We start from the raw sequence: 26,278 nt of genomic DNA, 5'->3' as shown, positions 1-26,278 counted from the left end.
CACCACAGCGCGCACCCCAATGTCGGGTGCGCGCTTTTTCAAACACAAGACAGTATATGAAAGGCGGCCGCTATGGAGGTTTTCGCCACCGCTCTTCCTGCGCTCAATGATGCGTGGGGTTTGATCCTGCAACCTATCGTACTGGGGTATCTTGTTCTCGGTGTCGTTATGGGACTGGCCGTAGGTGTTTTCCCGGGACTTGGCGGTATTGCTGGTCTGTCCCTGTTGCTGCCTTTCATGTTCGGGATGGACCCGATCCTTGGATTGGCGCTGATGATCGGGATGGTCGCCGTTGTTCCGACCTCTGACACCTTTGCTTCTGTTCTTATGGGGATCCCCGGCAGTTCCGCCTCTCAGGCAACTGTCCTGGACGGCTTCCCAATGGCGAAGAAGGGTGAGGCCGCGCGGGCATTGTCTGCCGCGTTCGCTTCATCGCTGTTTGGCGGTTTGGTCGGCGCAACCTTCCTAACAATGTTCATTCTGGTCGCGCGGCCCATCGTTCTGGCGTTTGGTCTACCAGAGATGTTGATGATCACCATCCTCGGCCTTTCCATGGTTGCCATTCTGGCTGGGCGCATCCCCTTAAAGGGCATCGCAGCTGCTGGGCTTGGGTTGATGGTTGGCACAATTGGTGAGGCGGACGCTGGCGGTTCGCTCCGTATGGCAACCTATGACATTCCGTATCTGACAGATGGTTTGAAGCTGGTCATCGTTGGATTGGGCATCTTTGCCGTTCCCGAAATCGTCTCGCTGCTGCGGCAGGATCGATCGATTGCCAAAGGGGCTTCGCTGGGGGCGGGTTGGCTGGACGGCGTCAAAGACTGGGCCGCGAATATCTGGCTGTCTGTTCGCTGCTCGATCATCGGGGTGGTCGTTGGCGTCATTCCCGGCCTAGGCGGTTCGGTCGTCGACTGGATCGCTTACGGCCATTCGGTTCAATCGACCAAAGATAAAAGCAACTTCGGCAAGGGCGAAGTGCGTGGCGTCATCGGGCCGGAAAGCTCAAACAACGCCAAGGAAGGCGGCGGGCTGGTGCCTACGCTACTGTTCGGCATTCCCGGCTCGGGCTCGATGGCGATCTTCATCGGTGCAGTGGCTCTGTTGGGATCTGGTGACATCGAGGTCGGTCCAAGCATGCTCAAGGACAATCTCGACATCACCTATTCGATCGTTTGGTTGTTGGCGCTTGCCAACGTCGTGGGCACCATCCTGTGCATCGCGGCTTCCGGAGGCATCGCCAAGCTGACAACGATCCGCTTCACCTATCTGGCACCTTTCCTGTTCATGCTGATCAGCTTTGCAGCCTTCCAGTCCGGTCAGAACTTCGAAGACCTTCTGGCGCTGTTTGTGATCGGCCTGATCGGGATCTTCCTGCGCCGGTTCGATTGGTCGCGTCCGGCCTTTCTTATTGGGTTCGTGCTGTCGAACCCGGTTGAGAAGTTTACCAATCAGGCGTTTCAGATTGCCTCATTCCGGTTCCGCAAAAGCTTTGGTGAGGGCATGGAGTATGTCTTCAGCCCGATCGTGATTGTTCTGATCTTGGTCACTGTGGCTTCGGTCATTTTAGGAATTCGGCAGGCTAAGATGATCATGGCCGAAGGTGAAGTCCAGTCTGGCAGCAAGCGCGCGCCGTTGATCTTCCTGCTGGTGATCATGGCCTACCTAATCGCGGCATTGATCAACGCCAACATGATCCCAGACTACAACATGACCGACAAGATCATCCCGTTGGTGATCGGCAGTGTGTCCTTGTTCTGCTGCGTGATCCTGCTGATCCAGATGATGCGGAGACCCGAGGGTGATGCAATCTTTGCCGATAAGGAAATTGCCGGTGAAGATGCGAGCGCTCCGCATGGGCTTTGGTCGACGTTGGCGTGGTTTGCAGGTCTTATCGCGGCAACGTGGGTTGTTGGTTTCATCCTAGCCCTGATCGGGTTTCTGATTGCCTTCTTCCGCATTCGAGCCGGTTCAAGCTGGCAGATGACGCTGATCCTGACAGCCTGCGGCATCGGTTTCATGTGCGTCATGGCAGGCGCTCTGAACCGGGATTTCCCACCGGGGCTGTTGCAAGACATGGTGAACCTGCCATGGCCACTGAAATGAATGCTCCACTGAGGTCCGGCCTGCGAAGCAGGCAGGTCGGACAAAGCTGAAAACACAACAGTTTTTGACGGTTTGTAGAGGAGGGGTTCGAAATGACCCAGACAGCAATCCCGTATATCTTCATGCGTGGCGGCACTTCGCGGGGGCCCTATTTTCGTCGCTCTGACCTGCCCGTGGATATGGACACGTTGGCTGATGTGCTGGTCGCTGCCCTAGGGGCCGGGCAGGCGTTTAACATTGACGGAATCGGTGGCGGTAATGCTGTGACGACCAAGGTAGCCATGTTATCTGTCAGCGATGATGAATGGGCCGATATCGATTATTTCTTCGCGCAGGTTTCGGTTGAGGAAAAGCTGGTCGACTTCAAGCCAACTTGCGGAAACATTCTTTCCGGCGTCGCTCCGGCCGCAATTGAAATGGGTTTGTTTCAGCCTCAAGGCGATGAGACCGTGGTCCGGATACGCGCAGTTAATACGGGTGCGCGAGTGGTTGCCAAAGTGCAGACCCCGGGTGGTGAACTGGCCTATGAGGGCGATGCCGAGATTGCCGGAGTTCCTGGGCAATCTGCACCGGTACAACTGAGTTTTATGGGAGTTGTGGGTTCGGCAACAGGTGCATTTCTGCCCACCGGAAATCTGCGCGATACGGTGCAAGGGGTCGAACTGACCTGTATGGATGTCGCGATGCCTATGGCTATGGCCCGCGCCACCGATTTTGGACTAAATGGGTATGAAAGCGCGGAAGAACTGGACGCCAACCGCTCGTTCTTTGCCCGGATGGAGGCAGTTCGGATCGAAGCCGGGGAACTGATGGGTATGGGGGATGTATCGAAATCGGTAACCCCCAAATTCGGGCTGTTGGCACCAGCCAAAGAGGGCGGAACCCTTGCAGTTCGGTATTTCATGCCATGGAAAACTCACCCGACAATGGCCGTTACGGGTGCGCAGTGCATGGCGTCTTGTGCTTTGACGCCCGGAACCGTCGCTGATGGGTTGTTGGACCGACCTAAGGCAAGCCCGGCTGAAGTTGTGCTGGAACACGCTTCTGGGAAGATTGATGTGCTGGTGGACTTCTCGAATGACGGGGACTTCAACGTAAAGTCTGCTGGTCTGGTGCGGACTGCGCGAAAGCTTGCAGATGGGCATGTCTATATACCCGGATCTGTGTGGAGTGGCAGTTGAAACTGGGATCTCCGTTATGTATACTAAGGTATACAATATGAAGGTGCCACGATGAACAATTATTCTGAATGCCTCGATATTGCGCGTCAGGAACTAAGGCTGGCGCAGTCGGTCCTGCGGCGGGACATTGCGGAATACCCGACACCGATCGCCGGGTGCGATGAGCAGTTCAACCATTTGCTGGATCAAAGCGAGCGGGTCCGCAATGCGCTTGCAGCACTCGATACGCTGCATTTTGTGCCGACGCCAAGAAAACTGAACACCGGGCAGGGCGTGGAAAGTCGATGAAGGTTCACATTCTGGATGATTGGTTTGATACTCTGCAGGGCTTGCCTTGTTTTGGAAAGCTATCCGACCATGAAGTGAAGATCTGGACAGATCATGTCGAGGATACCGATGAATTGGCAGCACGGTTGCAGAAGGCCGAAGCGTTAGTTCTGTTTCGCGAACGCACCAAAGTTACCCGCGAGTTGATCGAAAAGCTGCCGAACCTGAGATTGATAAGTCAGCGCAGCGTGTATCCGCACGTTGATGTGCAGGCATGCTCGGACAACGGTGTTCTGCTGTGTTCGAACATGCATGGTGGAACGCCTTCATATGCTGCAGCCGAACTCACTTGGGCGCTGATCATGGCTGGGATGCGCGATTTACCGGCGCAGATGGCCTCGGTCAAAGCGGGGCGGTGGCAGGCCGGAGTTGGCAAGACGCTGAGAGGGCGGCAGCTGGGACTGTACGGCTATGGCCGTATCGCACGCGTTGTCGCGGGCTACGCCGAGGCATTTGGAATGAATGTAGTCTGGTGGTCCTCAGATGAAGGCCGGGTTCGGGCGCAGGCAGATGGTGTTCAGGTCGCCGCGAACCGCGAAGCTTTCTTTGCGAACAGCGATGTTGTCTCGATCCATGTTCGCCTAAAGCCAGGCACAAACGGCATCATTACTGCGTCAGACTTCGCGCACATGAAGCCGGGATCACTGTTTGTGAATACATCTCGTGCTGGCCTTATTGCAAAAGGGGCATTGCTTGGGGCGCTGAATGCCGGCCATCCCGGGAAGGCCGCAATCGATGTCTTCGATTCCGAACCCCTCAATGATCCGAAAGACCCCTTGCTTTCGCATCCAAATCTGATTGCGACGCCGCATATCGGCTTTGTGACCGAGGATGAGTTCGATCTGCAATTTTCGGACATTTTCGATCAAGTGAACGCCTACGCTGCAGGCGCTCCGGTTCACATGATCAACCCCGAGGTTTGGACCAGCGCAGGATAAGGTTGGCCGCTATCGGCGCACCGATGATTACCAACACGATCCTTGTCAGATGATGCGTGATCACAAAGCCCAGATCCGCGCCTGAGACGATGGCCAGAACTGTCATTTCTGCCTGCCCGCCGGGGGCAAAGGCCAAAAATGCCTCGACCGGTTGGCCCAGCCCCAAGGTGGTGACAACGGCAGTGAAAGCGGCCGCCAGAACGGCGAGGACAATGACATAGGCGAATCCCGCCGCTACCACACGGCGTAGTTCGACCCATGTGACACCTACGAATTTCACGCCGATACCGCAGCCGATAAAGAACTGAGCTGCAAGGATGGCCTCGCGAGGCGGTCGGGTGTGAATGAAGTCGCCCAGTGACAACGCAGCCGTCAGGATCATTGGCCCTAGAATCGACGCTCCGAACAAGCCGATCCGCTCACCGCCTTTCCAGCCGACAAAGGCAGCAAGAACCATCAGCGCCAATTCATGTATCGGCAGGTTGCGCGCGGGTTCTCCGATTGGGTTAGTGAGTTGGGCGTCGTAAAACACCGTAAGAAACAGAGGGGCCAGCGTTACAATAATCAGAACGCGGGTTCCGTGGATCAGGGACAGCGTTCGCGGGTTAGCGCCAGCCTCGGCCCCGAAGATGATCATATCCTGCAATCCGCCGGGCATGGCCGCGTAAAACGCGGTCGTGGTATCAAAGCCCCAGACCTTGCGGAAGAATGGCACTCCGACCAGCGCGATCAGCAGGATAAAGAACGGGATCAGTGCAATCGACGCTGCCATCTTCGGCAGTTCTGCAAATAGGGCTGGGGTAATCGAAGCCCCCACAGCCACGCCAAGTATGGTGCGCGCCGCAATCGAGACCTGACCAAAGCCTTCCATTGGCGCATGAGCCAGAGCCGCAATCAGACACGCGCTCATCGGGCCGAACAGAAAAGGCAATGGCAGATCCAACGCCCAGAATAGCCCTGTGCCAAGAAGTGCCAAGCCCAGTGTTAGGGCCCGCTTTGCGAGGAGAGAAGGTGTTTTGTTCTGGGTGGGCAAAGTGCAGCTTCCGACAATATTGACTCACTATGTATCCAAATGTATACAAATGGACGCAAGAAGACAAGTGAGCACGCGATGACCATTCAGGACGACCCCTTACAGCCTGGCCCGCAAGGCAATTCGGCGTATCAACGCCTGTTGGATGAGATTCGCGAGGGCACCCTTCTGCCCGGCGAGCGCCTGCGCGAGATTGAGCTGTCTGAACGGTTGGGTGTCAGCCGAACACCGGTGCGCGAGGCGATCCGGCAGCTGGAGACCGACGGCCTGGTCACGCATGTACCGCGGCAGGGCGCGACCGTCCGCAGTCTGGATTACGCCGAGGTGATGGAGCTCTATGAGATGCGCGCAGTGCTCGAAGGCACTGCGGCCCGTCTAGCAGCGCGTGCGGCGTCGGATGTCGAATTGGACGAGTTGGACGTTTTGAATGATCGTTTGGCCGAGGCTGGCACAGGTCCAGACGCGGCTCGGATCAACCGGATATTTCATGCCACACTTTTGGATGCAGCCAAGAACCGATTTCTCGCGAAATCCATGTTGTCCTTGCAGAAGGCGCTGCTGATCCTTGGGCCGTCGCAATTGTTGGACGGAGATCGGGCCGAAGCGGCAGTCGCTGAACATCGGCGTATCATGGCCGCGCTGAAGGCACGTGATGGCGCGGCGGCCGAGACAGAAATGCGCGGGCATATTCAGGCCGCACAACGAATGCGTATCCGGGCGTTGCAGGAACGCGATCGGACAACCGACGAAAATCACTAGGTAGACAGGATATGGCCACCCAAAAGGAAGCTTACGATATCGCTGTGATCGGTGGCGGGAACGCTGCTTTATGCGCCGCGATGACCGCCGCGGAAGCCGGTGCCCGCGTTCTGATACTGGAAACCGCACCAAAACCCTATCGCGGAGGAAACTCGCGCCATACGCGCAATTTTCGCTGCATGCATGGTGGCCCTTTGGGCCCGTTGATCGAAGAGTATAGCGAAGACGAATACCTCGCGGACTTGATGAAGGTCACCGGCGGCAAAACTGACGAGCATCTGGCCCGCCTCGCGATCCGCACTTCCGAGGAATGCCTGCCATGGATGGAAGAGCACGGTGTCAGGTTTCAACCCTCTCTTTCCGGAACACTTTCTTTGGCGCGGACAAATGCCTTTTTTATGGGAGGCGGGAAGTCTCTGGTGAATGCTTATTACCGAACTGCGGCGGGTTTGGGTATCGATGTTTTGTACGAAGCCGCCGTCACGCATTTGGAGCTGAACGGGGATCGGATCGAATGGGTCGACTATACCTATGAAGGTCAAAACCACCGGATAATGCCAAAGGCAGTCATCGTCGCCTCGGGCGGGTTTCAGGCCGATACGGATTGGCTGACCCGTGCATGGGGTGAGCCTGCAAAAAACTTTCTGATCCGAGGCACTCCTTATAACCGAGGCGTGGTCCTGGCTGATCTTCTGGACCAAGGCGTCGAGAGTGTTGGCGACCCGACCCAATGCCACGCCGTTGCTATTGATGGGCGTGCACCGAAATTTGACGGTGGTATTGTCACCCGTCTGGATTGCGTGCCGTTTTCGATCGTCGTGAACAAGGATGCCGAGCGCTTCTACGATGAGGGCGAGGATGTCTGGCCCAAGCGCTATGCAATCTGGGGGCGCTTGGTGGCAGCCCAACCGGATCAAGTTGGCTATGTGATCATCGACGCCAATTCGTTGAATCTGTTCATGCCGTCGGTGTTTCCACCGCTGAAGGCAGATACGTTGGAAGAACTGGCCGGGATGATGGGCCTGCCTGCCGAAAAGTTGGCCGCAACAATCGCTGAATTCAACGCCGCCTGCGGAGACACCAGCGCCTTTCATCCGACAGAGCTGGACGGCGTTTCAACATCTGGCTTGAACCCGCCCAAGACCAACTGGGCGCGTCCGATCACCGAGCCGCCATTTTACGGCTATTCGCTGCGTACGGGCGTAACCTTCACCTATTTGGGCCTCAAAGTCGACGATGCCGCGCAATGTTCGAGCGCCGACGGCAAGATCAAAAACATGTGGGCGGCTGGCGAAACCATGGCGGGCTCGATCCTTGGGCAAGGCTATCTAGCCGGTTTCGGCATGACCATCGGAACCGTCTTTGGACGCATCGCAGGACGTGAGGCCGCCGCTTATGCAAATTGAATTGATACAGGAAGCCCGCCGTCAGGCTGAAATTTGCAACGCCTGCCGCTATTGCGAGGGCTATTGCTCGGTCTTTCCGTCGCTTCATGCGGAACGCGCGTTCTCGGATGGGGACATCACGCAACTGGCCAACCTGTGCCACAACTGCCGCGGCTGCTACTACGCCTGCCAGTACACAGCCCCGCACGAGTTCGACCTGAATTTGCCGAAGGCTCTGGCCGAGGTACGGAGGGACAGCTGGGAAAGCTTCGCATGGCCGCAGCCGCTGGCGCGCCGATTTCACACCCATGGCGGGGCGATTGCGCTGGCACTTGTGGTCGGATTTGCCCTGTTGTTCTGGGCAATTCGCGCGATAGGTTCCAGCGGAGGGGACGGGTTTTATGCCGTTCTGTCGCATAATGCGATGGTTGCGATTTTTGCTCCGGCATTCTTGCTGCCACTCTTTAGCATTGCCATCAGCCTAAGGCGCTATTGGGCCGAGGTGGGGGGAAAACCCATCAAAATGGCGGACCTGCTGGCCGCCTTCAAACGAGCGGGCAAAATGCAGGATCTTGCCGCAGGTCATGGTGAAGGCTGTAATTTTGAAGAAGAAGACCGGTTCAGTCAGGCGCGACGTCATATTCACCACGCGATCATGTATGGCTTCCTGCTTTGCTTCGCGTCGACCTCGATTGCAACGGTTATGCATTATGGCTTTGGAATTCACGCGCCGTACGGGTTCTGGTCTTTGCCCAAACTATTCGGAATTTCCGGCGGTGTGATGTTGACAGTGGGTTGCTGCGCCATGGTAATTCTCAAGCAAAGGTCCGATCGTAATCTAGGTGATGCTTCGGCATGGGGCGGCGATATCGGTTTCATCCTGTTGCTGGGATTCGTCGGTTTTAGCGGACTTGTTCTTTACGCTTTCGGATCAACGGCTTTGATGCCCGCGTTGCTTGCTATTCATCTTGGATCGGTCCTGACATTCTTCCTGCTAACGCCCTACACCAAGATGGCCCACGGTTTCTATCGGCTTGCTGCTCTTATTAAGGATGCGCAACGGAAAAGAGATAGTTACTAGGCTGCGGCGACCCTGTCGCTCCTTGGGAAACGGTGAAAAAGTAAACTTAAATCGCAGCTTGAGGTCTGACTTTGGGATCAGACAGGGCGGTCCCACCTTGGTGTCGTTGAAGCAAATTGCCCTCCCGTACGTAGAGCGCAATCACGATCATGATGCAGCCTTGCGACCAGCACCTCTAGATCGCGCAGCCCGGGCCGATAATGGCCCGGGCCACTCCCAGTTTGCTTTAGCTGGCCAGGCCGCAGGAGGAAGAGTCGCTGTTGTTGGTGGTGTCTGTCTCCGTCACACCATCGGCCGGATTGGCATTGACGGTGATCTTGAAGGGGATCTGCTCGCCACCTTTGACCTCGTCCGGGAATTCGAGCGATAGCGTGGTCTCATCCCCGTTTGGCCCCAGTGCCGGTGTCGGCAGATCGACCACCACGCCGCTCTGGAAGAAATCGACCCGCGTGGTCGAAGGCCCGGCAGCCCCTGCACCAATGTTACGCACGATGATCCTCAACTTGCGCGGCTCCTCACAATACCAAGCCGGGAAGGGTGGCGGGCCGGGAGGGAAGGGCTGCACCGGGATCAGGTCCGGCTTGTCCTCGGGTGGAGGCGGCGGCGGAGGTGGCGGTGGCGGGGGCGGTACCTTTTTGATCAGCCGAGGCACGACTGGTTCGACATCGATGGTTTCCACTTCGCCTTCACCATGGGCAGCGGTGTATACCGCGACCACGTCCAGCGGTGTTTCGCTGTCGATAAAGACAAACCCTTTCAGGAAACAGCATTCGGCCACCCGCAGGTGTCGTGCCACATCCTCGCAATCGATCTCCATCGATTCCCAGGGACCGAGTTTGTTTTTCGTTCTGGCCGAGACATTGCCCGGTTTTTCGTTTGGCAAGGCCGACGACACCCGTTTACGAAAACGCACAGCATCGCCGCTGCCGTTTCCGATGTTGATTGCTGTGTGATAGCGGCCCTGGGACAAAATGCGGCCCTTGGAACAGCCGCAGACGAACTTGACAGCGTAACGATACGTCATCTTCGGTTCTTCCTCCTCGCAGCAAGGGGTGTCATCTTCGGCGCGGTTCACCTCCATTCGGCGAAGGGCGACGTTGTTGTCACCAAGCGCCAGTCGATCGACAGGCAGACTGCCTGCGATCGTTTCGACATTGCTGCGGTCTTCTGGCGTATCCACGCTGGCAAGAATGTATTCCTCGCACAGGTCCTCGGGGCACCATGGGATCGGGCCGACGATCACTTCGTCGCCACAATGCACTGATTGGCCGATAGGTTCGCCTACGATAAGCGGATCCCAGTCATCCGGCCATGTGGTGCCCTTGCCTTCCGTCGCGCGGGCTAGTGACAAAGTCACTGATTGGGCTGGGTAGTTGCCGCGATTGCCGATCCGGACATACAGATAATTCTCGACGCAGCGGCGCGGAGTCTCGTGGTCGGTGCCGCCGTCAGGGCGGTGCCGATTCCAGAAGCCGGGAGCATTGTTGCCCGGTTGGTGCCAAGGGTATTCACCCTGTCGTCCGTCATCAATGAAGACGTCAACATCAGGCGGGGATCCGTTGTAGAGCGCCTGTTTCTCAAAGCCCCAGCGTACCACTTTGTGTGCCCAGCCTCCGGCTGCACCGTCGAATTGAGCGGTGTTCTCGTCTGATTCCTGCAAGGCGCGGGAAAAACCTTCGACTGTGTTGGGCACGATCCCGGCCAAAAGCGGCACCGCCTGCAGGATCAGATAGATCGTGTAGCGGCTGGCATGCAGCCTGTCGTCGAGTTCTGTGGAATCACCTCCGAGAGATCGATAGATTCGGCCTAACGTAGTGGCATTGATCTCGGTCGACCGATATCCGCCCACGTCCATCGTGCCACCCCAGCCCCAACCCGAGGCGACCGACCGGTCCCATCGCCGGGTGATTAGGTTGCTGAAGGGGAAGGTACGGAAACGATCCGGCGCAATACCTTGAGGATCGTAGAGTATTGCCGCCAGCGCGTCACCAAACCCATGACAAAAGCCGAAATTGGGCCAATTGAGATGATCCCATAGCACCGCGTGCCCGAATTCATGCGCCGATACGCGCGAGTCTGTGGCCATGCCGACTGTGGAGCCATTTGCCGCAAGCGCATAACGAAAGCGTAGCACACCATTGCCTATGGCATTGCCTGGCGCCTGAGCATTCACCGGTCCTGCAATGGGATTGAACCAGCGGTGATCAACATCCACTGGGAAGGTCACCCCGTCGAAATAGCTGGGCAGATCGAAGCCCAAAGACTGGACGAAGCGATACAGGAAATCATGGTTGTAGTACGCACAGACCGCCGCGAAATCGTCGCTGTCGGCGGGATAATCAAAGATCGATGCTGCACCGGCGTTTTCAGTCGGTGGGGCGATGTTTGGTGTGTCGAGATCCCGTACCGCCACCAATTCGCCGCTTAGTTCCACCGGTGCGCCACCGCCCGGTAATATCAACCGTTCCAGCGCCACCAGTTCGCGTTGCGCATCCAAAAGCGCAACCGGGGCCGTCGGATCAAGCTCTGAATCTCCTGAAAGTGATATCGGGTCGTCTGTGAAGACGTAACCCGAAACACACCCCACCAATGGCCGGATGTAAAGCACCGCGCCGGTTTCCCAATCGACCAATGCTCGCCAGTTCAGCTCTCCGTAGTCGGGAATTTTGCAGCCAAAATGTACAAGGCTTACGAAACGCCATTCGCCGTCCTTGATGCCCTTTGGCACACGACCAATCTCTGGCAGCGGGGTTAACTCGGCCCCTTCGATCTCGCCCGGTTCTTTGTGTGGCAGGCGATGTTCTGTGTCGTAGCGATAGACAAAGTCCCGGGTGTCATTAACCTTGAATTTTGTGAACTTGGCCCCTTTCACAGCTTCGCGCAGAACCGTGCCAGCTTGTTTGTCGCGGCCAGCAGGCGGAGTAGGGGCGTTGCTGAGTTCGATATCGGCAGCAACACTTGAGGACGAACCGGTGACCACATTGTCTGGGCCGGCCATGCGCAGTGTCAGACCGCGCTCCCAGACCGGGATGCCGTGATGTGTCTGACGAAATGTGTAGACCAGAAAGGACTGTACTGCCTTGGCTTCTTCCAGCCGCAGCTTGCTGCCCTCCTCGCGATTATACTTGCCTGAAACACTCTCGCCGAGCCTGTCAAGAAAATCGGGCTTTATCCGGTAAAGCCCCGCCACTTCGGCGGCATAAGCCTGTGCCACATCCAGCGCACTGGTTCCTTTAGAACGCCCTCCAAGAGGGTCGCCATGATGCTGAAGTCCAATGATCGCGCCGTCTGGCGCGCGTTCAAATACTGTTTCGGGCATGTCTGCCTCCGTTCAAAATCATTCTAAAACGCTGGGCCAGAAGCCCCGGATCGCCCGGCCGAACGGCAGAAAAAAGAACTTGTTGTAATAAAAAAGAATAACGAAGCGCGATGGCCGGAGAGACCCAGCGGCGATCCTGCCAACAAAGCTATCGTAGCATTTATTGCCGATTCCCGCAAAAATCTGCCAGCTAAGCCTGAAGACACGATCACCTTTGTTTTGCTATCGCCGCTCACCCGAGGCTCTCGGTCAAGGCGGAGCTGTAGCTGTAGGTATGTAACGGTTAGCGCCGTGCAACTGGCATCGAATTTGCAACGCCATCACGGATGTAATCACTGTGTTGCTGAAGAAGAGGGTCATCAGACTAGGAAGCCATGAATATCCTCTACGCGGACATTCACATTGATGGCCTAGAATGGTGCGACCGGATTTTCGGGAAATACCGCCCTATCGCACCGCTGCATTGCCTGACCAGTCGTTCGCGACAACGCTTGGCATTTGGGGCGCTATTAGAAATGGTGGCGCGGAATTGCGAGCGCGGCGAGATGAGTTTTCCGCATTCCTGTTGCATAAGCTACATCAGCTTTGTTTGGGCATACCCAAGCAACCATCTTGGGTTGGTGCACAAAGATGGTAACCTGATCTGCAAGACGATTGCAGGAGAAATGCCATGAACAATTCGTCGCAGCTTTGGGGCACCATGTCAGTGCGCGATCATCTTCGACCGAGCGCTTTCGTCGCCGAGTTGGTGCTTTTCGAGACACTGGTGATCCCCCGGCCACCGCAAGGAGCGACTTGGCCTGCAAAATGGAACCCGGTGCGCCAGGACAAGATACTAAGCTGGATTCCCAGAGATCGTTTGATGGAGGTTTCCTGGGACAACGCGCACCACATGGAGTGGAAAAAACGAAAGATCGCTACGGACGCCGAAATGGATGTGGCCGATCTTCAGCAACAGCCCGGATTCGAAGCAGCGCTAAAGGAAGAGGATTTCGATGCGCCTGCGTTTCACCTAACCCGTCGGGTTCTTCAGGATTTCGTGGATGCCAAACGGAACCGGGCGCTAATCAAGGGAATACCTCTCACCGAGGTCGCAGTTATCCCGGCCTATGATGGCCCTCAGGCTTTCCTTGATGACACTCCAGAGCAGGAACCTTTGCTGCGCGCGTTTGGTTGGGAATTTCTGGTTCCTCATCACGAAACTGCTGAGGGCAAGACCCGCTCTCATCAAGACCAGATCAAGGCCGCGCTTGATCTTTGCGCAATGCCTGAGGTGCAGGAACACCGCAACGCCTTGCGTGCCTGGACATCGGTCGAAGCTTTGAGAGGAACCAGCAAACAAGAGGCGCGCGAGCGCATGGAGACGCTGGTTAAGGCCTACGCAAAGGCTGTTGCAGCCACCAAAATACCAGTCAGATTGAAATGGGGCGCGGGCATCGCTGAATTCATTGGTGCGATCGCAGCTCTGTCCATCAATCCTGCCTTCGCACTGCTCGGACCGGCGATCAAATTGGGCGAAACAGCAGTCGAGCCCCATGTTGAAAAGGCGGCAGAGATTCCCGATGCCATAAAACCCGCAGGATTAATCCATGCCATGCGAGAAGAGTTCACAAATGCTCAGGTCGCACACCTGAACTTTGACGACGCTCAACGGACCAGGATTGAAGATCACTGGCCCAATGGTTCCCCATATCTGTTCCTTTAGCGGATTATGAGAATCCCATCATCAGCATAAAGGCATACGCATTGGGCGTAATCACTGGTCAGTTGCGATAACTCGAAACAGACGAATTGGACTGGTTGACCAGTTTGAAATGCGACCAATCAAACGTGATATTAAAGTCAACGCTCCAAAGCATCGCTGCCAAGGAGAAGAACACCCCAAGCATCAATGATTTCTGCGCGTCGATATGTGTGATTAGCGGAAGTATTAGGGCAATACTTATAAGCGCAAAGATCTCGAACAACACCGCGTGCACAATCCGACCGGCAAAGCTCATGAAAGTTCTCCTCAATTCATATCGTTGGGCAAGTACGGACTGTTGTTACGATCCATAAAGCTGCCTACCATACTGATAATAGATAGATGGGAAGAGGGTTCTGATGCGCGCGTCATTCGAGCAGTTGGCGGCGTTCGTTACTACCCATAACGAAGGTTCCTTTTCCGCCGCAGCCAGAAAACGCAACAAAGCACAATCGGTGATCAGCACTTTGGTCGCCAATCTAGAGGTCGATCTGGATGTCGAGCTTTTCGATCGCAGCCGAAGATATCCCTCGCTTACCAAAGCAGGAGAGGCGTTGATCTCACCGGCCGAAATTCTGTTGGAACAGCGCAGCCGTTTTCTAGCGGTTGCAGATGCCTAGTCCATGACATTGGAAAACCGCGTTACCCTCGCCATGGCGCCGCACATCAAACTGGCCAATCTGGGAGAGATCATTCGCAGCTTCAGTGAAGAATTTCCTTCTGTCGATGTGGAGATACGTGCCTTTACTGCCGCTGAGATTCAGCGACTGATCGTCGATGGTGTGGTGGATTTGGGGGTTATTCTGGAACCTGAGGGCATCCCCCAGGCCCTAGACTTTTGCTCATTGGGCACGCTCAGGCTGGTGTGTGTCAGCCATCCCGAAGGTCCGCTTGCTCAAATGTCGTCAGTCTCTTGGGAAGAATTGCGACTACATCGTCAGATATTATTGAAGGAAGCCGATAATCCCAACAGCGCTATCCTTAAGGCATCGTCGTCTATTTGGCAGGTCAGCACTGCATCGGAAGCCATTGATCTTGTGCAGGCCGGCCTAGGGTGGTCGGCGCTGCCATTGCACGCGGTGGACGTCTTTGTTCAGACCGGAGCGTTAAAAATCCTGCCACTGCAATTCGAGACCAAGAACTACGCCGAACGCTCGGTGGATATGATCTGGTCTTTCGAAAGGCCTATAGGTCGAGCGACGGTAAGGCTTAAGGAGTTGCTCGCTGAAAAAGCCGTTATTCAAAATTCCAACGTGACTTAAGCCTCATTTCGAAGCTCCTCGGCGAATGAGGTAATGGTGTGTTTTGGCGCTCCAAAAATCCCACGGGTTTCTCTGTCCACTTGCTCTTCCCGCAACTGTTGCACAAACGTCAAAACGTGTTCGATGAAAACGGCCTGCTCTTCCGGCAGCCCCATTTCATCAAGAGCATCCATGGGTAACTCAACCACCTCCGCCTCGGGGGCGAAAGAAGCGAGGAATTCTTTGGCCGCTTCGGTATACGTGACGGCCTGTTGACCCTGCACGGCAAATTCCATGTTTTTGGCAGCATCGTTACTGATGGCATTGTGGACGAGTTCTGCAAGATCGCTGGGATTGGTGAACCAGATTGGATGAATGTGATTTCCGATTACGGCCAATTGATTGTCCATCAATAGCTTGGGCAATGAATCCAAAAAGAAGGAGCAAAAGAAAAAAGTATAAGGAATGCCAGATGCTTTGATGGCATTGATCCCGCCCGTGCGTATCGCGTTGGTGCCATAGGCCATGCCCTCGGTCGAAAACTGCGGATACGCGTAGTCGACCCCTGCAATTGGCATGATGTGCTGAACATCGACCTCTTTTGCTGCCGCGATAATGTTAATTACGCCTTCCCGCTCTGTGTGGAATGGTGCGGTGGTGTCCAGAGATTCGGTATTCAGCGTAATGTACAGCGTCTCAGTGCCGTGAAGGGCTGATCTCAGGCTGGCCAAGTCCGACACGTCGCCCTGGATAAGCCGAACTTGCGTGGGAAGCATTGATTTTGCCGCCTCAGGATCACGCACGATGGCAGTTACTTCTGCACCTTTCTCAACAAGTTTCGCGGTCACGCGATGCCCCAAATGGCCTGTGGCACCGATGATTGTGATCTTCTTGGTCATAGTGGCATCTCCTGTGTTCTGCCACGCTTCGACAAGTCAGGATGCGATGTGTTTAGTTATGATCTATCTAGATGATAGATACTATTCACAGGGCGATAAGACGAAACCAGCAGCGCCATCGCGTTAGTATCGGTCACTAAACTCTTGAACATCCGTTCCGACCAATGCAGCGCGCCGGAAGTCAAAAGAAAGACCTCGGGAACAACGATCCATTCCCCAATCCAGACGCCACCCGATCGTTCATGCTCATGATGGGTCAGTTCACCTATTTGTCCGGCCCGTTGGCGTCCCAGCCGAGCGACGGCCTCCCCAAATTCCGATGCGCGTTGATTTCGTTTGTGGGCCATCGCTGAAGACGATCCTTTGCCAGGTTCATGAACTTCGGCGAATTCACCGATGTCGGATGATGACAGTTGATTGACGTTGTGGGCGATTTTGCACAGCGTCCCGCAAAGCGAGCCAAGGGCGGTGACGATGTCAGCGATACCGTCACGAGCGTTCTGCCAGTGCGGTTCGACGACGTTCAGACCGAGTGAATGAGCAACATCCTGTTTAATCTGGCGACCAATGCCATTTTCATATTCGCGCAAGTCTCCGACGGGGCCACCAATCTGAACATTCAATCCACGTTTTGCCGCCTCTTGAAGTGCCTCAGACCGCCGACCCAGTTCAGATCTCCAGACTTCAAGCTTCGTCGCAAGGCGAATGGGCACAGCATGCTGACCATTGGTTCTTCCCATCATCATTGTGTCTGGATGGGCGGAAATATGATGAGCGATCGCAGCCATGACATCGCCGAGGGTGCTTTGTATTTGCTCAAGCCCCAGTTTCATCTGCATCGCCAACGCCGTGTCCATCACATCCTGCGTGGTCGTACGATAGTGCACATGGGCCGAGTGTTCTGGCAATAGTTGGCGCAACTGTTTGGCCAGTCCTACGATGGGGCGGCCAACAAACATCATCTCTTTCCGCAATTCCTCATGGTTCAGATCGCAGATCGAAATCTCCTCAATTGCTTCAGCAGCCTCAATCGGGATTAGAGCAGCCGCAGCTTGATGCGCCGCAAGAACCTGTTCGACCTTAAGCCAGGCGGATATCGTGGCGTGCTCAGACCAGATCGACCGCATATCGGCGCTGGAAAAGCAATCTCGGTAGATACTGTATTCAAGCATCTTCGAGCCCTCCACGAGAGATGCGGCGTTCTTTGACGATACCTCGGATTCGGAACGCCATGGCAGCAAAGCCGACGATGATGAACGCAAGAGCTATGGGGCGTTCGACAAATATCAGTGCGCCGCCTTCGGACATCAGTAGGGATTGGCGAAAGGTTTCCTCGGCACCCTTAGCCAGCACAAAGGAAATTACGAACGCTGCAACGTTGAAGTCGTATTTCCGCATCAGCCAGCCGGCGAACCCCGCTACGGTCATGACGGTTACGTCAAACATCGATCCACTGGCTGAATAGGCTGCTACAAACGCGGTTAGGAAGATCAGTGGATACAGCACATTGGTCGGAATCTTCAGGATCAGGCGGGCAACTTGTGTGGCGCCGAAATAACCGATCAAGCCATAAGCCAGAATACCCAGCATGCCGCATGCAAAAAGTTTGTACACCAGCTCCTTATCCGTCAGGAATAAGGTCGGACCAACCTGAATGCCGTGGATCAGGAAAACGCCCAGCAATATTGCCCCGATGGTCGAACCTGGAATGCCCAGCGTCAGCAATGGAGCCATTGATGGACCGGACACAGCATTATTGGCAGCCTCAGGTGCGGCAACGCCTTCTAGTGCCCCCTTGCCCCACATCTCGGAGTTGTTTGCGCGGCGTTTGCCTTCTCCATAAGAGATGAACGCCGCGATCGCCGATCCCAGGCCGGGCAATACTCCGATGCCTGCGCCGATGAACCCACCACGCAATGCGTGCGGAAGACAGGGTTTGTATTCCGCCCAGGTCAGACTGTTGCCATCCGCTGTGGTTTCATTCTCTTTGGTCTCCCCGGTAGCCTTGCGGCGGGATTCTAGCTGCGCGAATACTTCGCCCAATACAAAAACACCTATCATCAGGGGTACCAAGCCGATGCCATTGGATAGATCGAACGATCCGAATGCATAGCGCTCTTCGCTTGAAATCGGGTCCAGCCCGACCATGGCGATCAGAATGCCCATCAAGGCCGATGCCAGACCCTTGACGATGGAATTGCCAATGACAGAACCGATTACGACAAAAGCGGCAAAGTAGATGGCGAAAGTTTCAGGCGGGCCGAGTTTCAGTGCGACGGCCGCGATGAAACCTACACCGATGACCAGCAGGACATCCCCCAACAGGTCGCCGATGACGGACGAGATTGTCGCCACTTTCATAGCTTTTCCTGCTTTGCCCGCTCGTGCCAACGGATAGCCATCGATCTGAGTCGCTGCACTGGCCGCTGTTCCGGGTGTGTTGAACAGGATTGCTGCGATCGAGCCGCCGTACCGACCGGACTTGCCGATCACATACAGAAATGCCAACGCAAAGATCGGCGACATATAAAAGGTGATTGGAAGCAACATCGCGATGGCCGCAGAGGCAGTAAGACCAGGTGTCGCACCAACCACCATCCCAACCGCCGCTGCAAGTACGATGGCAAAGAGCAATGTAGGGTCAGTCACCACCGACAGAAGTGCAGGAAAGATCTCCATGATGTTTTACCCCTGAATCCAGCTGAGAAGGTCGAAAACTTCGCCATATGGCGGGTACACACCCAGCAGGACAAAAAAGATGAGATGGAAGGCCAGCGGGCAAAGAACGATCGACAAAACCAATCCGATCGGACTGCGTACTCCGAAAATGTAGAGGACGATCGGCGTCACGATCGCAGTCGGCAGCAGGTAGCCGAACCAACGGAACGACTGCTGGTACAGCATAGCGATGATAAACAGACCTATGATCTGTAAAGTCGCGTTGCTGTCTTGATCGTCACTTGTATCACCCGCCGTCTGGCGCGTTGCGCTCAACACCATAACACCGGACAGAGCAAGTAGAGCGAGAGCGGCGGAGAATGGCACAATCCCGGCCCATGTATCGCCCGGAGATGCGGCCGGTACTTGCCAGGCCCCCCAGATTGCAAAGATTGAGATGAGGGCAAGCACCAGACCTTCTGCATAGGCACGCATGTCTTTCCTCCGAGATATCAACATGAACAAGGGGGTCGGGTGACCATTGTTCACCCGACCATGAGGACATTAGTTGGTCAGGCTTTGGATCAAGGGAGTGGCGTCCTCTTTCATTGCGGATAGGGTTGTTTTTGCGTCCGCTCCATTCTGGTAGACCGGGCCGGTTCCGCGTGAGGCAAGGAGTTCCGCAAATTCTGGCTTGGCGGCAATTTCTTCCAGCGCGGTCTCCAACGCAGCAATCACTTCTACCGGTGTGCCCTTAGGTGCAAAGACGATCACTGGGGATGATACTGCAGCGAATGGAATGCCCAGCTCACCAAACGAGGGGACATCAGTCATGATCCCATCCCGCTCCTGACTGTTGACGGCCAGTGCCCTCAACTGCTCTTGAAAACCAGCAAGTTGCTGAACGCCAAGGAACCCGAAATCAGCCTGCTCGCCGATCAGGGCAGCCCGGGTCGGCCCGCCGCCTTTGAACGGCACATCCTGGGCGTCAATCCCGTTACTGGCCAGAAAGCCCAACCCACCGACGTGGTGGAATCCACCACGCCCCGAGTGTGCCCAACGCAGCTCGCCGGGATTGGCCTTGGCCGCGTCAATTAAATCCTGAACGGTCTGATACGGACTGTTGACTGGTACCATAAGCGACGTCTGCAATTGTCCTACCTGAGCGACAAAATCGAAGCTCTCCAATGCATCAATGTCAGTATCTCGGGTCATCGTCGACAAAAGGAACGATCCTCCGGATGTCATCATCAGAGTATACCCGTCGGGCCGTGCGCCAACCACCGCATTGGCCCCATTCAGGCCGCCCGACCCCGGCTTGTTGACCACAACAACGGGCACATCCAACGTGCCTTCCGCCGCGGCCGAGATGGCGCGGGCATAGGCGTCAGTACCACCCCCGGCCTTGTAGGGAACAACCAGGTTGATTGGTCGTTTTGGCCAATCCGCTGCAAAGGTTGCGGTGGCAGTCGTGGTGACGGCTATGGCGGCAATAACAGCACCAAGAAGCGTTCTGCGTTTCATGAGTAACCTCCCAAATTCGCTTGGGATCAAATTACGCGAAAACATCAATTGTAAAAAATGCAAATATGTTATCTACTCTTGCAAAAATTGAAAGTATGGATTGATGAACACCAAGGCCCTACGCGCCTTTCGCGCAACATTGTCCGAAGGCTCGCTGGTTGCCGCATCCGAGATTCTGCACCTTAGCCAGCCTGCGATCAGCCGCTTGATTTCGGGGCTCGAGGCCGAACTCAAGCTGACGCTGTTTGACCGCAGCGGCCGCAATCTGACCCCGACACCCGAAGGGTTGGCGTTCTACCGCGAGGCAGGCCGTATCCTGGACAACCTTGATGAAGTTCCTCGGATCGCTGCCGAAATCCGGGCAGGTCGCACGGAAACTCTGAGGATTGTAACCATGCCCCGAATTGCGCAGTCGCTGTCAGCCCCGGCCGTAGCGCGATTCATGAAGACCAGCCCCGGCACCAATATCAACCTTGATGTCCGGGCAAGACGTGAAGCGGGGAAATGGTTGGCCGGACGAGAATACGATATCGGTATTGGTGCTTTGCCCGTCGATCATCCAGGCATTGTCACTAAACCTTTGTTGAGAGTGAGAGCACAAGCGGTCTTACCATTGGATCATCCTCTTTCCATCCGAGAAGAAATTACGGCGAGTGATCTCGCGGAAGAAACTATCATACGCTTGATGCACGGTCTGTTGTTGCGCGACCAATTGGACGATATTTTTCACTCTGCTGGTGTCACACCAAAGCAAACTTGCGAAGTGGCAGCATCTCAACTCGCGTGCTCGCTTGTTGCAGAGGGTGCTGGTGTAACTGTTGCGGACGAGTTGGTCGTCGCCCAAACCAATTCGGACAAACTAGCACTTGTACCGGTGACGCCTGAACGCTGGATGACGTTTGGCCTGCTTTACCCGATCGTGGATGCGAAGTCCGATGCCTTGCTTTCATTCGAAAATGAGTTGTTTGGCGTGGTCAACGCGTTGGCTCAACTAAGCCCGACGCTTGAACGTGTTCAATGACCCTGTCTGCCGGCTTCCATGTTTCGACAGATTGGGACTTACGGGAAAGATGTAATGATTGCAGTTTTCTACCCATTACTTCCCATCAATCAGCTCATTGCTGCCTATCGTGGCGTAACTAAAACTATGACGTGGTTGAACAAATCAGACATTGCTGCAAGGTGCGATACTGTCTGCAAGAAGACTGCTCACATCAAACGAAGGACTTTGAAACTTCGGCAGCACCTGACTTCAGCCGCTCATTTCGACCAGAAAATCGATCATAGCGCGGGTCTTTGCGGGCAGGTTGTCGCGGCTGGCATAGATCACATGGACTCCGATAGAAGGCGGGCTGAAATCGGGTAAGATCGCCACCAATGCCCCGGCATCCAGTTCTGCCTGACAAGAAAGCTGAGGCAGACGTGTAATCCCACGACCAGCAAGGGCCAGCACCTTTTCGGTATGACCATCGTTGCATCGAATACGAGGAGCGATTGGAACTGCGATTGCCACACCATCTGGTCCTGGGTAGGTCCAGTTTTGGGTGGCCCCGTGAAACGAAAAATCAATTAGTTGATGCCCCTTTAGGTCATCGGGGTGGCGGGGCGTGCCGTTTCGTTTCAGATAGGCGGGGGAAGCCACTGTAAGACCTTGTGTGCGAAAAAGTTCGCGTGCAATCAAATCGGATGGAGGCAAATCACCGATGCGCACCAGCAGATCGATGCCTTCACCGATCATGTCGGCCCGGCGCTCGGATATGTCAATGTTCAGATCAACTTCGGGGTATCGCTGCAGAAATTCGGGCAACCGATCGTTCAGCCATCCATGTGCAAAAACCACAGGAACGCTCATCCGAAGCTCTCCAAAGGGTCTGTCGCCGATGGAATGCAACCTGTTTTGTACGGCGCGGGCGTCATCCACAATCCGGCGGGCGTTTTCATAGTATATGCGCCCTGATTCCGTCAGGCTGATCCGACGCGTGGTCCGATTCAATAACCGGGCGCCAAGCCGGGCCTCAAGCCGTCCGATTTCTTTACTGACATGGCTAGGCGTATGGCCCAGCAGTTTTGCGGCGGCACTCATGCCTTCCTGTTCCACTACTGTGCAGAACAGAACCATGCCGTCGAACAAATCCTTATTATGATCCATTTGGAATAAATTACCTTCCAGATGAGCTATTAAGCATCAACACAAGTATAGTTACATTGGTTGCAGTGTAATGAAAGGCCAAACCATGTTGGATATAAGAAACTTCGATCACATTGGCATCCGCATCAGCGACCGCGATACATCAGTCGCCTTCTATGAGTTGCTGGGATTCGAGTTGATCGCGGATGGCGGCTATGACCATGGCCATCCGTTGGTGATGCTGCATCCGTCCGGGATCAACATCAACCTGTTAGGCCCCGCTACAGCTAAAGCTGGTGAAAACGTCTTGATGGATGAGGTCGAGAAGTTTCCCGGCATCACGCACCTAGCCGTCAAGGTAAGGGACGCCGAAGCAACCGAGGCCTTTGTTACCGAACGCAGCATAGCCATAACAGGCCGTCGAGAATTTCGCGGTACCAAGACAATTTTCATCCGCGATCCGGATCGTAATGTCCTGGAACTTGTTGGTCCCGGACCATCTGTCGCGCAACTGATCGCCGAGCATGTGCACGGTTGAACCCCCATCATTAATGGAGATGCTCCCATGACCACTTTCATCAAACCGTTCGCCGCAGCCCTGAGCTTGACGATCAGCGCCGTAGCACTCCCAGCAACCGCAGAAATACCTATGATCAAAACAGTGGATGGTGTCGCAACATACCCAGACGGCTATCAAGGCACGCCTGTCCGAGCCGCAGATATTGACCCGTTTCTGTCACCGACCAACTCGGCGCTGATCCTTATCGACTACCAGCCGCCGATTTTGGCTGGGGTTAAGAATATCAACCACGAAGAGCTGATCAACAATACCACGGGTCTGATAAAGACCGCCGTGATCTACGACATCCCGATCATATTCAGCCATGTAGCCGTAGGATTGAACGGCTATGATCCTATGATCGAAGATTTGCGCGAACTGGCCCCGAACGCGGTATTTGTTGACCGGACCAATGTGAACGCTTGGGAAGAGCCTGAATTTGTAGCTGCAGTTGAAGCAACGGGCCGAAAGAAGCTGATAATGGGCGGTCTTTGGACGGATGTATGTCTGGCTTATCCCGCGATTGAGGCCGAGTTGGCCGGATATGACGTCTACGTTCCGGAAGATGCCGTTGGATCGATCACTCAGACCAGCCACGCAAACGGCATGCGCCGCATGATCGAGGCTGGTGTTGAACCTATAACATGGAATGTGGTTCCAGCCGAACTGCAACGCGACCACGCGCGCACCGATAAACTGCAGGCCGTCACTCGCGTTTTTATGGAGCATCTTTTCAAAGTCGACCCGGACTCAACCTGGTAAATTCAACATCTGTCAGGGGCTTCGGTCCCTGACGACGAATTCTGCTTGAAATCAGGCTTTGCCTGTTTGCACTTGAGCAATTTCTAGAAAGCCGGCGTCTGTTACTATGGGGAACCTGATTGGGACAGCTCCCCGCTGCTGATTGCGGTTCAGCAACAACTTGTCCTTCCGGGCGCAAACACCAAAATCGAGAACAGCCCGAACCCACCATTTGCTTGAGGTTGCCATTGTGACGGTTGGGTCCGTCAAATCAGGCATTCGCGACATTGGCAATTTAATGGTCCGAACTCACACCATAGGCAATTTTGCGCACCCTCGGGGCTGTATTCTATATCGGCTGAATGGCGGAAACAGCTGAGCCTTCCACAGTTACTCGATGCATCAGGCGTCGAAATCCGTGATAGTCGTTGATGGCCTTGTGCCATGTCGCTCGGTTGTCCCACATGGTGATGTCTCCAGTCCGCCATCGGACGCGGCATTGGAATTCAGGTTGTTTGCAATGTTCATAGAGCATGGCAAGGATTGCATCGGACTCCTCACGGGAGAGGCCCTCGATATGCGTGGTAAACACCGGGTTCACGAATAATCCGCGACGCCCACTCAAGGGATGCGTGATGACTACTGGGTGGCGTGCGTCTTGAACGGCGTTTTCTGCGTTGCTCAGACGCCCGCTCGTTGCAGCCTCGCTTTCTTGCGCAGCTGCACCAAAGACGTGCCGCGATGAATGAATGGCTGTAAGCCCATGCAGAAATTGGCGCACCGGCACGGACAGTGCGTCATAGGCTGCGCCCATTGAAACAAAAAGCGTGTCCCCGCCGTATGGCGGCATTTCGATGGCATGGAGAATAGAACCCATGGCGGGTTCTTGATCGTACGAATGGTCGGTATGCCATCCTTCGCCGACCGCTTCTCTTTGATCCTTTTCCTTAAGCACCATGGCGATCTCAGGATGGCCATCGACAGGTCTGAAGAATCGATTGACATTGATCGGACCGAAGCGACGGGCAAATTCCAGGTGATCGTCTGGGCTGACCTGCTGATCTCTGACGACGATCACAGAGTACTTTGCAAACGCGGCGTGAATATCTTCAAACTGGGTACTGTCGCGGATGTCAGCATCCATGATCTCAGCTCCCAAACCGCCTGTCAGTGGTCTTATGTCCATTATTCTGCTCCTTGCTCTAGTGGCGGAAGTTTAAGGGTGGCCAATGATCGGAGAAACTGAACTATCTGGACACAGTTTTGTTGGTGCTGCGTAAAACCTGCATCTGAACTGGCTCGATCATTTCGTGTACAGTGCGCTGGTTCAGCATAAGTGCGTTTGCGTTGTTCAAACTTAACCTTCGATAACATCGGTCCCCGCATTTCGATCAACCTGCACTACGGATAAGCCTGCCTCTTACTGCAGCGCTAGCGCGTTGGTCAGACGAATGCTATTTGCGCGGTCAAATGGATTTTGGCGAGCAAGGATTAGGAAGCTTGCAATTGATGCTCCTTTGCGAAATTTATGGCTGTTTCACTGATCATGGCTGAATGGTGTGTATCGCTTTGGCGCTGGATCCGGATGATGCCCAGAGGTCTCAAAACTCTGATGTTTCTTATGCAGAGAGGGGTAGGTGATTTGTCGGCAGCGCAAAGGCTCTTTCATGTGCCGTAGTTTTTTGACGGGCTCATTGGGCTTTGAACGGTTTTAAGCTTTCTTGAAACTGTTCGATGAATTCGAGTGTCACCAGTGACGGTTGTTTCAATATTGGGCGCACAAGCGATAGTGTATGTGGAAGCAATGGCTTGAAGGGCCTATAGCACAATCCACGCGTTGAATACTGGACGGCGTCCAACTCGCTTACCACGGAAACTCCGACACCTTTTAGTGCCAACTCACAAGCTGCGGTGAACTGCCTGACTTCGATGTGGGAATTCAACTCTACGTTGGCGCTCTGAAACGCTTTGGAAAGCCGCACAAAAAAGTCGCTGTCGCGTCGTGTATGGATAATTTTAGCATCTGTAATATCCGCTGGTGTCACCTCAGAGAGGCTTTCCAATTCATGTCCGGTGGGAAACACACAAACTGTGCGGACATTGATGTTTCTGCTTTCAACGGCCGGGTGACCGTTAAAGCTGTCAGTGATCCCGAAATCATACTGCTCACCTATCATCCACTCGAGAATCCGTTCCGGTCGGTCTGGTTCAATCGTCAGGGTGACGCCGGGCCGATCCTGCAAAAACTTGGCGACGACATCGGGAAGATGACTTGTGGCGAACCCCGGTAAGCAAGCGACGCGGATGTGACCCGCTTTGCGCTGTGTGATGTCCTGACTGACATCCGAGATTTGCTTCATCAATTCCAGAACGCGCTCTACGCTGGGTTGCAGATATCGTACCTCCTGCGAGGGCACCAAGCGACCTTCGCGGCGATCAAAAAGCTGAAAGCCAAGTGATTTTTCCAAATCAGAAAGCAGTCTGCTGACTGCGGGCTGACTTATCCCAAGATCCGTTGCCGCAGCAGTGACCGACCCATTGGTGGAAACGGCCATGAGCGCTTCCAATTGCCGGATCCGCAAAGTTTGACTCATATTTTGAACCTGGTTCGTTGTTTCCCTGGTTGGTTTATAATGTAATGTTATGTTTTTCTCAAAA

The 26,278-nt window shown here is 54.9% G+C and carries 24 protein-coding genes; 13 read left to right on the top strand and 11 right to left on the bottom strand.

The genetic code is table 11. The features are described from left to right. Window positions 1-72 precede the first annotated feature (72 nt). The 4 genes from AC2TEM_RS15860 (at window position 73) to AC2TEM_RS15845 (ending at window position 4,549) form a co-directional block, all read left to right on the top strand. Window positions 73-2,103, top strand: a complete 2,031-nt coding sequence (locus AC2TEM_RS15860; protein ID WP_480856301.1) for a tripartite tricarboxylate transporter permease — start codon at window positions 73-75, stop codon at window positions 2,101-2,103. Between the two features lie 92 nt (window positions 2,104-2,195). After that, on the top strand, window positions 2,196-3,284 hold the full coding sequence (locus AC2TEM_RS15855; RefSeq protein WP_170424974.1) for a 4-oxalomesaconate tautomerase: 1,089 nt from the start codon (window positions 2,196-2,198) through the stop codon (window positions 3,282-3,284). Window positions 3,285-3,335: 51 nt separating this feature from the next. Further along, on the top strand, window positions 3,336-3,572 hold the full coding sequence (locus AC2TEM_RS15850) for a hypothetical protein (protein ID WP_170391780.1): 237 nt from the start codon (window positions 3,336-3,338) through the stop codon (window positions 3,570-3,572). Next, window positions 3,569-4,549: a D-2-hydroxyacid dehydrogenase family protein gene (locus AC2TEM_RS15845; RefSeq protein WP_170402496.1), complete on the top strand. Its 981-nt coding sequence runs from the start codon at window positions 3,569-3,571 to the stop codon at window positions 4,547-4,549. Before AC2TEM_RS15850 ends, AC2TEM_RS15845 begins: the two co-directional genes overlap by 4 nt. Here AC2TEM_RS15845 and AC2TEM_RS15840 read toward each other — a convergent pair. After that, window positions 4,518-5,582, bottom strand: coding sequence for an AbrB family transcriptional regulator (locus AC2TEM_RS15840; protein WP_170424977.1), 1,065 nt, complete (start codon window positions 5,580-5,582; stop codon window positions 4,518-4,520). The genes AC2TEM_RS15845 and AC2TEM_RS15840 overlap by 32 nt on opposite strands. A gap of 78 nt (window positions 5,583-5,660) precedes the next feature. On the opposite strand from AC2TEM_RS15840, the gene AC2TEM_RS15835 reads away from it, so the two are divergent. From AC2TEM_RS15835 to tcuB, 3 genes are read left to right on the top strand one after another with little or no spacing between them, the layout of a single operon-like run. Further along, on the top strand, window positions 5,661-6,341 hold the full coding sequence (locus AC2TEM_RS15835; protein WP_170392730.1) for a GntR family transcriptional regulator: 681 nt from the start codon (window positions 5,661-5,663) through the stop codon (window positions 6,339-6,341). An 11-nt stretch (window positions 6,342-6,352) separates the two neighbouring features. After that, entirely contained in the window at window positions 6,353-7,747 is a 1,395-nt protein-coding gene (tcuA, locus tag AC2TEM_RS15830) for an FAD-dependent tricarballylate dehydrogenase TcuA (protein ID WP_170424980.1), read from the top strand. Continuing rightward, the gene (tcuB, locus tag AC2TEM_RS15825; protein ID WP_170424983.1) at window positions 7,737-8,807 is read left to right on the top strand and encodes a tricarballylate utilization 4Fe-4S protein TcuB; all 1,071 of its coding nucleotides are present in this window, start codon (window positions 7,737-7,739) and stop codon (window positions 8,805-8,807) included. The genes tcuA and tcuB overlap by 11 nt, the downstream gene beginning before the upstream one ends. 226 nt (window positions 8,808-9,033) lie before the next feature. Here tcuB and AC2TEM_RS15820 read toward each other — a convergent pair whose 3' ends face one another. Next, window positions 9,034-12,126: a hypothetical protein gene (locus AC2TEM_RS15820; protein WP_480790564.1), complete on the bottom strand. Its 3,093-nt coding sequence runs from the start codon at window positions 12,124-12,126 to the stop codon at window positions 9,034-9,036. Window positions 12,127-12,796: 670 nt separating this feature from the next. Here AC2TEM_RS15820 and AC2TEM_RS15815 point away from each other — a divergent pair. Further along, on the top strand, window positions 12,797-13,831 hold the full coding sequence (locus AC2TEM_RS15815) for a hypothetical protein (RefSeq protein WP_170609172.1): 1,035 nt from the start codon (window positions 12,797-12,799) through the stop codon (window positions 13,829-13,831). A 58-nt stretch (window positions 13,832-13,889) separates the two neighbouring features. Here the strand turns inward: AC2TEM_RS15815 and AC2TEM_RS15810 are convergent, their stop codons facing one another. Next, window positions 13,890-14,126, bottom strand: a complete 237-nt coding sequence (locus AC2TEM_RS15810) for a PACE efflux transporter (protein ID WP_170424990.1) — start codon at window positions 14,124-14,126, stop codon at window positions 13,890-13,892. 103 nt (window positions 14,127-14,229) lie between these two features. Between AC2TEM_RS15810 and AC2TEM_RS15805 the strand changes: the two genes are divergently transcribed. Continuing rightward, window positions 14,230-14,490 carry a helix-turn-helix domain-containing protein gene (locus AC2TEM_RS15805; protein WP_170424995.1) on the top strand — a complete coding sequence of 87 codons (261 nt, stop codon included), beginning with the start codon at window positions 14,230-14,232 and terminating at the stop codon, window positions 14,488-14,490. A 3-nt stretch (window positions 14,491-14,493) separates the two neighbouring features. Further along, window positions 14,494-15,132 (top strand): substrate-binding domain-containing protein, encoded by a 639-nt coding sequence (locus AC2TEM_RS15800; RefSeq protein WP_170424998.1) that lies wholly within the window; start codon window positions 14,494-14,496, stop codon window positions 15,130-15,132. On the opposite strand, the gene AC2TEM_RS15795 is transcribed toward AC2TEM_RS15800, so the two are convergent. The 5 genes from AC2TEM_RS15795 to AC2TEM_RS15775 all read right to left on the bottom strand — a co-directional run bounded on the left by AC2TEM_RS15795 (window position 15,129) and on the right by AC2TEM_RS15775 (window position 20,192). Beyond that, the gene (locus tag AC2TEM_RS15795) at window positions 15,129-16,010 is read right to left on the bottom strand and encodes an NmrA family NAD(P)-binding protein (RefSeq protein WP_170425001.1); all 882 of its coding nucleotides are present in this window, start codon (window positions 16,008-16,010) and stop codon (window positions 15,129-15,131) included. The genes AC2TEM_RS15800 and AC2TEM_RS15795 overlap by 4 nt on opposite strands. Window positions 16,011-16,066: 56 nt before the next feature. Beyond that, entirely contained in the window at window positions 16,067-17,182 is a 1,116-nt protein-coding gene (locus tag AC2TEM_RS15790) for a lyase family protein (protein ID WP_170425004.1), read from the bottom strand. Beyond that, complete coding sequence (locus AC2TEM_RS15785) at window positions 17,175-18,689, bottom strand: tripartite tricarboxylate transporter permease (protein WP_170425007.1); 1,515 nt, start codon at window positions 18,687-18,689, stop codon at window positions 17,175-17,177. The genes AC2TEM_RS15790 and AC2TEM_RS15785 overlap by 8 nt, the downstream gene beginning before the upstream one ends. Before the next feature lie 6 nt (window positions 18,690-18,695). Continuing rightward, window positions 18,696-19,163, bottom strand: a complete 468-nt coding sequence (locus tag AC2TEM_RS15780; RefSeq protein WP_170425010.1) for a tripartite tricarboxylate transporter TctB family protein — start codon at window positions 19,161-19,163, stop codon at window positions 18,696-18,698. A 69-nt stretch (window positions 19,164-19,232) separates the two neighbouring features. Continuing rightward, window positions 19,233-20,192 carry a tripartite tricarboxylate transporter substrate binding protein gene (locus tag AC2TEM_RS15775; RefSeq protein WP_170425015.1) on the bottom strand — a complete coding sequence of 320 codons (960 nt, stop codon included), beginning with the start codon at window positions 20,190-20,192 and terminating at the stop codon, window positions 19,233-19,235. Between the two features lie 103 nt (window positions 20,193-20,295). Between AC2TEM_RS15775 and AC2TEM_RS15770 the strand changes: the two genes are divergently transcribed. Further along, entirely contained in the window at window positions 20,296-21,213 is a 918-nt protein-coding gene (locus AC2TEM_RS15770) for a LysR family transcriptional regulator (RefSeq protein WP_170425018.1), read from the top strand. A 231-nt stretch (window positions 21,214-21,444) separates the two neighbouring features. Here AC2TEM_RS15770 and AC2TEM_RS15765 read toward each other — a convergent pair whose 3' ends face one another. After that, window positions 21,445-22,341 carry a LysR family transcriptional regulator gene (locus AC2TEM_RS15765; protein WP_170425021.1) on the bottom strand — a complete coding sequence of 299 codons (897 nt, stop codon included), beginning with the start codon at window positions 22,339-22,341 and terminating at the stop codon, window positions 21,445-21,447. A 70-nt stretch (window positions 22,342-22,411) separates the two neighbouring features. On the opposite strand from AC2TEM_RS15765, the gene AC2TEM_RS15760 reads away from it, so the two are divergent. Further along, window positions 22,412-22,858: a VOC family protein gene (locus tag AC2TEM_RS15760; RefSeq protein ID WP_170425024.1), complete on the top strand. Its 447-nt coding sequence runs from the start codon at window positions 22,412-22,414 to the stop codon at window positions 22,856-22,858. Between the two features lie 27 nt (window positions 22,859-22,885). Further along, complete coding sequence (locus AC2TEM_RS15755; RefSeq protein ID WP_170425027.1) at window positions 22,886-23,641, top strand: isochorismatase family protein; 756 nt, start codon at window positions 22,886-22,888, stop codon at window positions 23,639-23,641. A 328-nt stretch (window positions 23,642-23,969) separates the two neighbouring features. Here the strand turns inward: AC2TEM_RS15755 and AC2TEM_RS15750 are convergent, their stop codons facing one another. Both AC2TEM_RS15750 and AC2TEM_RS15745 read right to left on the bottom strand, forming a co-directional pair. Next, the gene (locus AC2TEM_RS15750) at window positions 23,970-24,806 is read right to left on the bottom strand and encodes a TauD/TfdA family dioxygenase (RefSeq protein ID WP_170392715.1); all 837 of its coding nucleotides are present in this window, start codon (window positions 24,804-24,806) and stop codon (window positions 23,970-23,972) included. Window positions 24,807-25,311: 505 nt separating this feature from the next. After that, window positions 25,312-26,214 carry a LysR substrate-binding domain-containing protein gene (locus tag AC2TEM_RS15745; protein ID WP_170392714.1) on the bottom strand — a complete coding sequence of 301 codons (903 nt, stop codon included), beginning with the start codon at window positions 26,212-26,214 and terminating at the stop codon, window positions 25,312-25,314. Window positions 26,215-26,278: the final 64 nt, after the last annotated feature.

It is taken from the genome of Ruegeria sp. HKCCD3925 (genome assembly GCF_057221175.1).
The sequence above is the reverse complement of the archived record's forward strand: the minus strand, read 5'-3'. Positions and strand labels throughout refer to the sequence as shown.